The organism is Leptospirillum ferrooxidans C2-3 (assembly GCF_000284315.1).
Taxonomy (GTDB): domain Bacteria; phylum Nitrospirota; class Leptospirillia; order Leptospirillales; family Leptospirillaceae; genus Leptospirillum; species Leptospirillum ferrooxidans.
The window spans coordinates 523,653-533,110 of the sequence record NC_017094.1; the positions used below are offsets into that span (position 1 = coordinate 523,653).

Below are 9,458 nucleotides of genomic sequence, written 5' to 3' on the forward strand. Positions count from 1 at the left end.
GATCATAAATGGAATTCTGGGAGGAAGATGAGCTGCTTGCTATTTGCTCAACGTCCAGGTGGGCCAGAACTCACTTGCAGTGCACGGGATGCGTGTGTGGGTATTCTGAAAGGAAGTTATTGGGAGGGTGAATTATGGAGAGCGGTCCGGAAACTGGCCGCTTTTTCTGCGTCTGCATTCGCTGACATCCAGATTCAGGCAATAAAAACCCGCCGAAGCGGGAAGTGGAGGCTTTTCAGTTATGATGTTGTTTGTTAAGGAGCGAAAGTCTGTGACCTACAAAAATACATTCAAAGAAATGGAGTTGCTGTGCCGTTACCTGGAAAAAACGACCTCGAAAAAGCTATTAATGAATTCATGGAAATCAATTCATCCCTGGATATGCCAAGGGCGAGGCGAAAGTTTGAGGGACACGTTTTGGCCCAGGTGATTGCGGGGAAAATTGACGCTCTCTCCTCCGTTGAACGTCAGTCTTGCATCGTTTTTCTGTTGGGGTATCTGGCCGGAGCAACAAACATCGCCTATCGGAAGGGAGCCGAAGTCGAAACAATGATGCTTCCGTCTGATAACTGAAGGGGGTATGGATCCTTCCGGGGAAAGGAATAAATCCTTAAAATTTTTCTATAATTTTTGTGAATCGGTAAATTCGTGGAGAACGCAAGAATGGATTCCCGAAAAAAATTTTTCGATGGAGAAGAAAATGTTGACTATTTATGATTTCAACAATGTTACAGCCTATTGTCTTGAGCTAATGGGACCAATGTTACCATTGAACATCCAAAGAAATCTTGAAAAAATTGCCAGAGAGGCAGGTTTATTCATTAAGCCGTGGAATTCCGAAAAAGAAATTGAAAACACCAGAAACGGTGTCATTGATGTTACACAGAGTCCCCCGATGGAGGCTATTGCACATCAATTGAAAGTGTGGGACCCCGAAAATTCAGGAAGAAGGTTTGTAGTCCATCTTTTTTATGCAGGGAGCCCACATACAACAAAAAATAGGAGCCGACGGCAAGAATGGGAAAGGAACCATCCAGGAAATGAGGAAATCGTTGAACATGAGTTTACTGCGGGAAATTCGGATCTCCTGACAGCTCAGCAGAAAGAGGAAGTAGAACAGATATTAAAGGAGGCTGGGATCAAATGAAGATGTTTATCCTGTCTGGATCGAAAAGGACGAGGAAAGCGGCGGAATCCAGTCGACAAGACCTTGGGCCTTGATGGGAAGAGCATTCGGAGTGGTGTTCCGAATCCGAAGAGGTTCCATCTCTCAAGAATCCCAGAAAATCCGCGATGTGTCCAGTATCTTCATATGTAAATGATTATTTTAAAATCATATTCCAAATTTTGAATTGCTGAGAAAATTAGGATTGACAAGTGTCAGAAGGTGTAGGAAAATGACAATTGGAATTGGCCCAATCCTGATTAGTCACCTTGATGGTGTGCGTCTCCTTATTTAAGGAGTAGGGGTTGGGTTTTTATTGGGGCCACACGCGAAGATCTGTTTCTTTTGCGGCAATATATCGGTAATAGTCGCTGGCGTCTTTTTTATTCTGGACCTTTCTATTGATTACTCCTGCCACGTAGTCCACAAGCTGTAGTAAATTATTGGATTTTGACGACTGCATCTTCACTTTTTTAATCAGCCGGTGGTCAGGATCTGTTATCTTCCGTTTGAGATATTTTGCAAGTTCACATTGGAATGTATCTGAGCCACACGCATCGATTACAACAATCGTATCCGATAAATACGGTTTGGAGTTCTCAAATACCGTCCCGCATGTAAATTTGTAGAGGGAGGATTTCACTTGGAACCCTGGCCCCCAAAGGTTCGGAGAGGATTTATTCAGGGAAAATCCAAGATATTGGAAATTGTAGGAGGCAGTAGCTTCAAGAAACTTCCGGCGGATTCGGTCTGAGTTGGATTGAAAGTGAAACTCATATGTGGAAGGCAAATTCAGTTCTGCTCTGAGCTGATTAATTCTTTGATCACAGCTTTCAGCCTCGGAATGCTCTTCAAAAAGAACCAATGCAACGGTGAAATAGAGGCTTGACCCCCGGTCTGTTTTAAGGCCCGTGTCTCCAGTTTCGTCAACAAATGCCAGCAACAGAATTCCCTCGATAAAACATCGGACTTTTTTTCAAAATCCCCACTCTTCCGATTAGACATCCCCCATTGACTCCAAATTATGATTTAACCAGCCGGAGGTTGGCAGAGACGAAATACTGTGAGTTCTGAGATGCTGCGTTATATCCCTGAAACTAATTTATCCGTATCGCTCTTGCACTCTTTGTCAACCTCAACCGACCTCCCTTCCGACCCAAACGACCACTCCACAGATCGTGAAGTCCTTTCCTTCCAGAGGAAGAACGGGATAGCGATCGTTGACAGGATGAAGAAACCAGCGCGGACCATCGATCTTGAGCCGTTTGAAGGTTGCCTCCATCTCGCCATTCAAGCGGACCACAACATCTGAGTTATGCCTGGGTTCCTTATCCGGATCCACGATGACGATGGATCCATCTGGATAGTCGGGATCCATCGAATCTCCCTTGACCCGAAGGGCGAAGGAATGAGGCCCGCATTTAGACGGGCACGGAATCATTTCTTCAGCATGCCCGGGAGGGTAGTTGTCTGGAATTGCACACCAATTTCCTGCCTGCACCCAAGAGATGAGCGGGACAGTTTTAATTTCAGTGGGGATAACTAAGGAGACAACATTCGAATCTTTTTGGGAGAGTCCTGATAATTCCACGGAAGCTCCAAATTCGAGCCATTCTGGAGAGCACTTAATTTCTTCGGCCAGTCTTTTTATCTTATCTCGTGACGGTTTATTTCGCCCAGTAAGCCAGTACTGGATGGTGGTAATACTCACCCCCATCTTACCCTTTAAGGCTTTCTGTTCAATCCCAGCCTTTTTCATTGCTTCACGAAGTCTATCTTTAAATTCCATAATTAGCATGTTACAGCCAAATGTTGAATCGAACAATTCAACTCCTTGTTGACTTAGTTTAACATTTTGTTGTATGTTTTCATCCATGAAAACCCTCTCTTCTGTCCAAGAAATCATTTCCTATTTTGGAAACCAATCAGAGATGGCCCGTCGACTGTCCATTAGCCCGCAGGCTATTCAGCGCTGGGTCTCCACCAATCATCTTCCAGTGAGGCGAGCGATCCAGATTGAGCGGCTAACGGAAGGAAAGATCTTGTTTAATGAAATCATCCATCTGACCGGTATTGGAGAAGTCGCTGAAATCACAACTCCCATTGTGCCCGAACCCATTTCCACAAAGCCCCCTGAAATGTCCGGGGTAGCCGAGGACAGAAGAGGTGTGTTGCGCCGAAATAGCGACAAGGGGCGGCGGGAGAATCCTCGGCAAAGTGGCAATAAATGAATCAGCCATCTTTACGTTCTCACTCCGCCTGAATAATTCGTGGGATTATAACCTTTTTTCGGAGGATTAGAGTGAAAAATGGTGCTCATAACAGGATTTTCCAAATCATGAGGAATTTATAGATGGATTCCAAGGAACCGGAACGATTCTCCTGGATTGATGATCCCTCAATTGTGGTCAGACATTACGGATCGATTGCCGTTTGCAACGAAGCCCGCTCAGTGGCTTGGTTACTGAGACTGGGAGAGAGCGAATGAAAAAAAACTTGGCAATCTCTTTGGCGCTCATGGGACTCGTCGGCTTTCTTCCCGATCTGGCGATGTCAGCCGGAATGGGATGGAATCCGGGGATCTACAGGATTCACATTGATGGGATCGTCTATGGAACTCCATGGCACATGTTGATTTCGACAAAACTCGACAAGAAAACGTCTTTTGATTCCGTCTCCGTTTTATCGACTGAAACTTCACCCAGCATGCCGTTCAAGATTGGTCCCCATTGGTCAGGAGTTCGTGGATGGGTGAAGGTGGAAAAGGATGGTCTCCATTATTTTATCCGTACAAAAAAAGATTTTTATGCTCAACCGGAACACTTTCGCGGAATGCTGGACTGTGTGAAAGATTCCTATAAATGCATCGTCAAGTTTTCAACCGATTCGCCTTGATGAGCATTTGCAGGTTTTTGGAAGGATCCCTGAATATCACCGACCAGCGATCGATCTGCAATGTTCCATGAAACTCAGGGAAAGATTGTCCATCATAAGAAAGGCGTCCGGCATATTTGATCTCGTTTCTACACTTTTCGACGTGGTACATGACGAAGGAAGTGCTGCCGACATTCACCATGATCGAACTTGAAGGCCACTGGAATCCTTGAGGCAATCCTTTTGGAGAAGAACCAAAAGCTCCGGATACCAATGGTGAATTTTTAAAGACAACGGTCGATCCAATCACCTCTTTGAAGGAAAAGAGGATGCGGTCGGCTCTGGAAACGTCTCGACATCCTGACCCGATCGTCGCACATCCGGCGAAGAGAGTGAGACCGGACAGAGCAAGAAAGAATCCGATCTTGGATCTCACAAACAACCTCCTTTAGAAGTAGGGGGGAAGGGAAATACAACCATGACAATCTACCAGAATTCCAGAGCAGTGCCCATGTACGGAGGATGAGATGAAAGAGAAATTCGACTGCAATAATGACTCTTCGGTTTCAAACGAATCAAAAATCCAGAAATCTTACCTTATAAAAGGATTGTTTGTCTGGGATCGGGAGGGCTCCGGGCCGGAGTTAACAAATATTCCGGACTTCGATATCATGATGTATCAGGAACTCCTTTGTGTGTACTATCAGACAGAATCACCTCTTCCATTCGACCTTGGCAATCTCATGAACCAGATTGAAGGTCGTGTCAGCTGTATATATGGGAAACACACGCTCAGAGAATATCGACGCCTCGTCCGGGTCCTCTCCCGATTTTTCGTTGCGATCGATCAGGGGTACGTTCCCCGCTATCCTCACAGCCGTTTCATCAATCCGGAAACGGATATGAAAGAGGAGGAGAACTGATGCGGACCTATGCCAAAATTTCCCCCCAATTCTGGATCGGACAAACGGGAAAAAAACTCCGCAAAACGGGTCCAGAAGCTCAGCTTGTCGCGTTGTACCTGCTCACGAATCCCCATGCGAATATGCTTGGTGTCTACCATCTCCCGGTCGCCTATATGGCGCACGATCTGGGATGCGAGGTCGGAGTAGCGATGAAGGGGCTTTCGGGATGCGCCGATGCCGGTTTCTGCAATTATGACGAAGCGACTGAAACCGTCTGGATCTACGAAATGGCCAGGTTTCAGATCGGGGATTCCCTGAAGTCCGCCGATAACCGGGTCGCCGGAATTCAAAAGGAGTACGACGATCTACACGAAAATCCCTTTCTCCAAGGGTTCTTTGAAAAGTATGGAAGTGCTTTTTGTCTCACAAATTCAAGGGACTTTGAAGCCCCTTCGGAGGTCCTTCGAAGCCACTTCAAAGGGGTTCTGAAGGGCGATCAATCCCCTCTTGAACCCCCTTCAGAGGGAGAAAAGAAGGCGATTGTCCATTTGCGGGAAGACGGATCGGAGGAGAAAGGATCGTTTCCTTTGAAAACGCCTCCAGTCATGGCTGAAGCAAGGGGCTTCGAAGCCCCTTCGGAGGCCCTTCGAAGCCAAGAACAAGAACAGGAACAAGAACAGGAACAAGAACAGGAACAAGATTTAAAAACTTTTGCTCCGAGCGATTTTTCCAAAAGCGAAAAATCCTCGAAGCCGGAAACCGATGAAAAACCCGGTAGTCATTCCGGAGAACCGCAGAAAGACCCCTCATCGCCGCTTCTGGACGGAACTACGACCCTTCTCCCCCATCAGCGCATTCGGCTTGATGCAGTGTCCATTCACTGGAAAGGAATACTCCCCGAAGACATCGAACGCTGGAAGAAAACCTATCCTGCGGTGGATGTTGAACAACAACTCCGGGAGATGGAAGTCTGGGCCTCCGCTCATCGTTCCCAATGGAAATCCAATTGGCTCCGCTTCATAGTGCACTGGCTCTCCAAGGAGCAGGATAAGGGTGGAACCTTCAGACGATCGAGTAGTCCGGAATTCCGAACGCCACCCAAGACCTTCGAACAGATCAAAGCCGAAAGAACCCACACCGCAGCGAAGCAGGTACTGGATGAAATCTACGGACCACAAGAAACGGAGGCCTCCATTGGAACGATTTCAGTCTGAAGCACTTTTTTCCATGCTCGAAGCGATCTCCAGGATGAACAACCGGGAAATGTCGGCAGAAATATTCAAAATCTGGCTGGCCGCCCTGAATTCACATCCCTTCGAGGAGATTAAAAATGCTTTCAACCGGTATATCCAGACCGAATCGGGAATGCCGGCCCCTGCCGACATACTGAATATCCTCAGGGGATCCGAAGAGGACTTGGCTTTGGCCGCCCTGATCAAGGTTGAAAGCGCCATGAGTCGCTATGGATCTTACGCCACGGTGGTTTTCGACGATCCGATCATTCATGCCGTGATTCCCGAATTGGGAGGATGGGTGCGCACTTGCCGGCTAAGCGAAAACGAGTTCACCTGGTGGAAAAAAGATTTCCGGGAACGATATCAGCACCATCTCCGATATGGGACCCTCACCAATCTTCCTCCCAAACTCCTGGGAATTTACGACGAAAAGAATCTTCTCTTCGGAGAAAAACCCCAGAAGCCAAAAGTCGTCGGCAACTATGATAAGGCAATCGGCTGGGTATCGAAGCTTTCGAATCCCGAATCATTGTCATGGCTCAAAAAGAACGCTCCGGAAAAAATCGCTTCGTCTATAAAGGATGGTATCTGAAAATAACATTATTATTCAGGAGAAAGACCATGTTCATCAAACGCTATTGCGGTCATGAGGAGGTCATCAAGGCCCCGGAGACAAAAGATCAGTTTCTGATGGAAAGAGGTCGTCAGTGCAAAAAGTGCCGGGTTTCCCCGGTAAGCAGTAATGAAATTGACAGGCCGACCATCGAAAAAATTCGATGGCAAGTTCCACGAGCTATGGCAAGTGCCATGGATCGCTTGGGGGAATAAGCGGGAGGCACTGTGTGTCTCCCTGAATGCGGAAATTTCCGCACAAATTTCATCAGAGGAGGAAGTGAAATGGGTGGACAGAATTTCGGAGCGATGTCAAATGGCTTCATTTCGAACACACAGGGGGTCGGGGCTCTGATCCTGTACTTGTTCACACTTGTCGGAGTGGTTATGGCGGGAATGGGAATCCATGGTTTTTATAAGGCACAGCAAAGTCATCAGCCTGGGGAGATGGGAAAAGCGGCTACAATGTTGGTTGTCGGGATCATTCTGGCCGGAGGACTCATGTATTTCATTAATTCCGGCTCGACGACGATGGGAGCCGGTACATCCTCCACTCTTCAGGGCATTGTGAATCCCTGATGGCGGGATCGGGAAGCATTCTCCGGGAGAGGGTTTCACCCTTCCCGGGACGCTTTCGGCTATTGGACCTCGGGTCAAAAAAACTATAGAGAGGGAGAAAAAAGACATGAAGACATTTTTTTTGAAATTGGGAAAGGGGTTGGTATGGGTCGGGAGTCTCTTGTGTTTGTCGGGAGTCGTGGCGTTTGCGGGTGAAAACGAATTGTCTCCACCGCCCCTCGCTCCGCCGATGCTCGGTCTGGATGGTCCCTATCTTGGGACCGAACAGGTTCTCCGTGTCGATGGGGAAAAACTGCCGATTATCCGAGGCAAAATCGGCTACGACTCGGTTCTGCTCTTTCCCGGGAAAAATGTCCGGAAGATCTTTCTGGGCGGTTATTCCTGGTCGGGATCGAGCGAGAACATAGCGGGAGAAGGCGTGGTCATCTTGGATCCTCCTTATTCGCCTCCGGTCGACTCGAATCTGGTCGTGGTATTCAAGCGGGGAGTTTCAATCTTTCAGCTGAAAACGGTCGATCCGAACAAGCCGTTTATGGCGCGCACGGTTGTCCTGTTTGAAGGGGAGGAAAAAGATCAGCGCCCGAAGTAAAAAGGCCGGACGCGGTCCGGAAGGCAGATGAAGAAATACGGCCAGCCTTTTGCCAAGACTGGACTATTTCTTGCTATTTCGGCTCGTTTGTCTTCGCAGGGTTTTTGAGAAGGAAAAACTGCATAAGCCATGGCTTCGGCGAATGGCAAGTGTGTGGTCGGATTTTGTGGATTCGGATATAGAATCGCGTTTTGGTTAATAACTTCTTCCCAAAGCACCCAGAAGCGGGTTTCATCGGCGGAAGCGAGAAGAGGAGAAAGTAAAAACATGCCAAGAACGAGAGTCGGTACAAAAAGTTTTATCGACATGGAGCCTCCTGTGACTGGATCGTGCGCGCGGGAACGATTTTATCAAACACGAGAGGGAAAAACACTTATGAGAAGTCCTCGAAAAAGGATGGCAATCCTCTTTTTCTCCCTGGCGGCTTTGGCCGCCTGCCATAAAGCCGCTCCCTCGCCACCGGCCTCAAGCGGTGCCGGTCTCATGAAGAGCGCCAGTCTACTGATAGGCACTCTGTCGAAAAACACAGCCTCCGTGGTCCGGCTCTACCCGGGCCCCGACGGTCTGGTCGGAGTGATCTTCAAAAACCAGTCCGGAGTCATGAGGGTTGTCTGGATGACACCCCATGGTGCGGCGATCGTTCCGGGCCCCGTCATCACAGCCGCCGGACAGGACCTGACCGGGATCGCACAACAGGCGGTCGATGCCGTGTCGAAACCGGTGACTTCGGCTCCCTCCGGATTTCCCGGAGGAATCGGGGGAGCCGCCGGGGAGCAAGTGCCCGACACACGTCCGCAAGCAGGATCTTCTGTTCAAGGGAAGAAAATGTCCGCGGACGATTTCCTGCTGATGTCCCGGCATTTGAAATCCATCCCCCTGGGGAGGGGAAGCCGGACAGTCTGGATCTACTTCGATCCGAACTGCATCTTCTGCAACCGTCTCTGGGAAGAAATGAAGCCGTTCGACAAAGTCGTGACGGCGCACTGGATCCCGGTGGGATTCCTTAAAAAAGACGATTCGCTCAAAAAAGCGACGGGAATTCTCCAGGCGCGTAATCCGCTTCTCGCTCTCCGGGAAAACGAGGACCGGTTCGATACCGAAACGGAGGAAGGTGGATACCCGAATCCGGGGAAGATCGATGTTGCCTCCGAACGGTCTGTTGCGACTTCCACAATTGGTCTTGGCCAGGCAACAGGAGAACTGGCGACACCGACTATCGTGTACCAGGGCACGGATGGCAAGGCCCATAGCGTGATGGGCATGCCAGAGGATCTCCGGCGATTTCTGGCGGGGGTCAAAAACTGAAATGGAAAAAGGAGGGAGAAAAGGTTTGGGTCGGAAGGAAAAAAAAGAAATCAATCTTGTGGAGGTGGCGGTTGAATGCGAGCTTTGCGGGAGACTCTACCGGGTGATCAGCGACCACGCCGGCTTTTATATCTGTAACTCTTGCCGGTGGGACATCGTGTCCCCCCACATTCACGACTGACTTTTCAATAGGA

The 9,458-nt window shown here is 48.7% G+C and carries 17 protein-coding genes; 13 read left to right on the forward strand and 4 right to left on the reverse strand.

The annotated features are described in order from the left end of the window. Positions 1-309 precede the first annotated feature (309 nt). On the forward strand, positions 310-573 hold the full coding sequence (locus tag LFE_RS02705; RefSeq protein ID WP_014448742.1) for a hypothetical protein: 264 nt from the start codon (positions 310-312) through the stop codon (positions 571-573). 7 nt (positions 574-580) lie between these two features. Beyond that, entirely contained in the window at positions 581-1,147 is a 567-nt protein-coding gene (locus LFE_RS02710; protein WP_041773958.1) for a hypothetical protein, read from the forward strand. A gap of 331 nt (positions 1,148-1,478) precedes the next feature. On the opposite strand, the gene LFE_RS02715 is transcribed toward LFE_RS02710, so the two are convergent. Both LFE_RS02715 and LFE_RS02720 read right to left on the reverse strand, forming a co-directional pair. Further along, positions 1,479-2,108, reverse strand: coding sequence for a DUF3800 domain-containing protein (locus LFE_RS02715; RefSeq protein WP_014448744.1), 630 nt, complete (start codon positions 2,106-2,108; stop codon positions 1,479-1,481). Positions 2,109-2,300: 192 nt separating this feature from the next. Continuing rightward, on the reverse strand, positions 2,301-3,041 hold the full coding sequence (locus LFE_RS02720) for a LexA family protein (RefSeq protein ID WP_014448745.1): 741 nt from the start codon (positions 3,039-3,041) through the stop codon (positions 2,301-2,303). Between LFE_RS02720 and LFE_RS02725 the strand changes: the two genes are divergently transcribed. From LFE_RS02725 to LFE_RS02730, 3 genes are all read left to right on the forward strand, one after another. After that, positions 3,040-3,396 carry a transcriptional regulator gene (locus LFE_RS02725; protein WP_148272523.1) on the forward strand — a complete coding sequence of 119 codons (357 nt, stop codon included), beginning with the start codon at positions 3,040-3,042 and terminating at the stop codon, positions 3,394-3,396. The two genes, LFE_RS02720 and LFE_RS02725, sit on opposite strands and share 2 nt — an antisense overlap. A 122-nt stretch (positions 3,397-3,518) precedes the next feature. Further along, positions 3,519-3,653, forward strand: a complete 135-nt coding sequence (locus LFE_RS14475) for a hypothetical protein (protein WP_014448747.1) — start codon at positions 3,519-3,521, stop codon at positions 3,651-3,653. Then, on the forward strand, positions 3,650-4,060 hold the full coding sequence (locus LFE_RS02730; protein ID WP_014448748.1) for a hypothetical protein: 411 nt from the start codon (positions 3,650-3,652) through the stop codon (positions 4,058-4,060). Before LFE_RS14475 ends, LFE_RS02730 begins: the two co-directional genes overlap by 4 nt. Here LFE_RS02730 and LFE_RS02735 read toward each other — a convergent pair. Then, positions 4,035-4,475, reverse strand: a complete 441-nt coding sequence (locus tag LFE_RS02735) for a hypothetical protein (RefSeq protein WP_041773959.1) — start codon at positions 4,473-4,475, stop codon at positions 4,035-4,037. The genes LFE_RS02730 and LFE_RS02735 overlap by 26 nt on opposite strands. Before the next feature lie 91 nt (positions 4,476-4,566). On the opposite strand from LFE_RS02735, the gene LFE_RS02740 reads away from it, so the two are divergent. The 6 genes from LFE_RS02740 to LFE_RS02765 all read left to right on the forward strand — a co-directional run bounded on the left by LFE_RS02740 (position 4,567) and on the right by LFE_RS02765 (position 7,959). Further along, a complete protein-coding gene (locus tag LFE_RS02740; RefSeq protein WP_014448749.1) occupies positions 4,567-4,962 on the forward strand; it encodes a hypothetical protein in 396 nt (131 codons plus the stop codon). Continuing rightward, the gene (locus LFE_RS12905; protein WP_014448750.1) at positions 4,962-6,158 is read left to right on the forward strand and encodes a hypothetical protein; all 1,197 of its coding nucleotides are present in this window, start codon (positions 4,962-4,964) and stop codon (positions 6,156-6,158) included. The genes LFE_RS02740 and LFE_RS12905 overlap by 1 nt, the downstream gene beginning before the upstream one ends. After that, the gene (locus LFE_RS12910) at positions 6,139-6,771 is read left to right on the forward strand and encodes a DUF6475 domain-containing protein (protein ID WP_014448751.1); all 633 of its coding nucleotides are present in this window, start codon (positions 6,139-6,141) and stop codon (positions 6,769-6,771) included. The genes LFE_RS12905 and LFE_RS12910 overlap by 20 nt, the downstream gene beginning before the upstream one ends. Positions 6,772-6,800: 29 nt before the next feature. After that, complete coding sequence (locus LFE_RS02755) at positions 6,801-7,007, forward strand: hypothetical protein (RefSeq protein ID WP_014448752.1); 207 nt, start codon at positions 6,801-6,803, stop codon at positions 7,005-7,007. Positions 7,008-7,076: 69 nt separating this feature from the next. Continuing rightward, positions 7,077-7,370 carry a hypothetical protein gene (locus tag LFE_RS02760; RefSeq protein ID WP_014448753.1) on the forward strand — a complete coding sequence of 98 codons (294 nt, stop codon included), beginning with the start codon at positions 7,077-7,079 and terminating at the stop codon, positions 7,368-7,370. 106 nt (positions 7,371-7,476) lie between these two features. Further along, complete coding sequence (locus LFE_RS02765; RefSeq protein WP_014448754.1) at positions 7,477-7,959, forward strand: hypothetical protein; 483 nt, start codon at positions 7,477-7,479, stop codon at positions 7,957-7,959. Here LFE_RS02765 and LFE_RS02770 read toward each other — a convergent pair. Next, positions 7,944-8,267 carry a hypothetical protein gene (locus LFE_RS02770; protein WP_041773960.1) on the reverse strand — a complete coding sequence of 108 codons (324 nt, stop codon included), beginning with the start codon at positions 8,265-8,267 and terminating at the stop codon, positions 7,944-7,946. The genes LFE_RS02765 and LFE_RS02770 overlap by 16 nt on opposite strands. 67 nt (positions 8,268-8,334) lie before the next feature. Between LFE_RS02770 and LFE_RS12915 the strand changes: the two genes are divergently transcribed. Both LFE_RS12915 and LFE_RS14080 read left to right on the forward strand, forming a co-directional pair. Beyond that, the gene (locus LFE_RS12915) at positions 8,335-9,264 is read left to right on the forward strand and encodes a hypothetical protein (RefSeq protein WP_050989471.1); all 930 of its coding nucleotides are present in this window, start codon (positions 8,335-8,337) and stop codon (positions 9,262-9,264) included. Positions 9,265-9,289: 25 nt separating this feature from the next. Then, a complete protein-coding gene (locus LFE_RS14080; RefSeq protein ID WP_158310234.1) occupies positions 9,290-9,445 on the forward strand; it encodes a hypothetical protein in 156 nt (51 codons plus the stop codon). Positions 9,446-9,458 lie beyond the last annotated feature (13 nt).

What these genes read in the sequence shown, in the direction of transcription:
- LFE_RS02710 (WP_041773958.1), top strand. Translation starts at nt 581, where the DNA reads ATGGATCCTTCCGGGGAAAGGAATAAATCCTTAAAATTTTTCTATAAT.
- LFE_RS02725 (WP_148272523.1), top strand. Translation starts at nt 3,040, where the DNA reads ATGAAAACCCTCTCTTCTGTCCAAGAAATCATTTCCTATTTTGGAAAC.
- LFE_RS02720 (WP_014448745.1), bottom strand. Translation starts at nt 3,041, where the DNA reads ATGGATGAAAACATACAACAAAATGTTAAACTAAGTCAACAAGGAGTT.
- LFE_RS14475 (WP_014448747.1), top strand. Translation starts at nt 3,519, where the DNA reads ATGGATTCCAAGGAACCGGAACGATTCTCCTGGATTGATGATCCCTCA.
- LFE_RS02730 (WP_014448748.1), top strand. Translation starts at nt 3,650, where the DNA reads ATGAAAAAAAACTTGGCAATCTCTTTGGCGCTCATGGGACTCGTCGGC.
- LFE_RS02740 (WP_014448749.1), top strand. Translation starts at nt 4,567, where the DNA reads ATGAAAGAGAAATTCGACTGCAATAATGACTCTTCGGTTTCAAACGAA.
- LFE_RS12905 (WP_014448750.1), top strand. Translation starts at nt 4,962, where the DNA reads ATGCGGACCTATGCCAAAATTTCCCCCCAATTCTGGATCGGACAAACG.
- LFE_RS02755 (WP_014448752.1), top strand. Translation starts at nt 6,801, where the DNA reads ATGTTCATCAAACGCTATTGCGGTCATGAGGAGGTCATCAAGGCCCCG.
- LFE_RS02760 (WP_014448753.1), top strand. Translation starts at nt 7,077, where the DNA reads ATGGGTGGACAGAATTTCGGAGCGATGTCAAATGGCTTCATTTCGAAC.
- LFE_RS02765 (WP_014448754.1), top strand. Translation starts at nt 7,477, where the DNA reads ATGAAGACATTTTTTTTGAAATTGGGAAAGGGGTTGGTATGGGTCGGG.
- LFE_RS02770 (WP_041773960.1), bottom strand. Translation starts at nt 8,267, where the DNA reads ATGTCGATAAAACTTTTTGTACCGACTCTCGTTCTTGGCATGTTTTTA.
- LFE_RS12915 (WP_050989471.1), top strand. Translation starts at nt 8,335, where the DNA reads ATGAGAAGTCCTCGAAAAAGGATGGCAATCCTCTTTTTCTCCCTGGCG.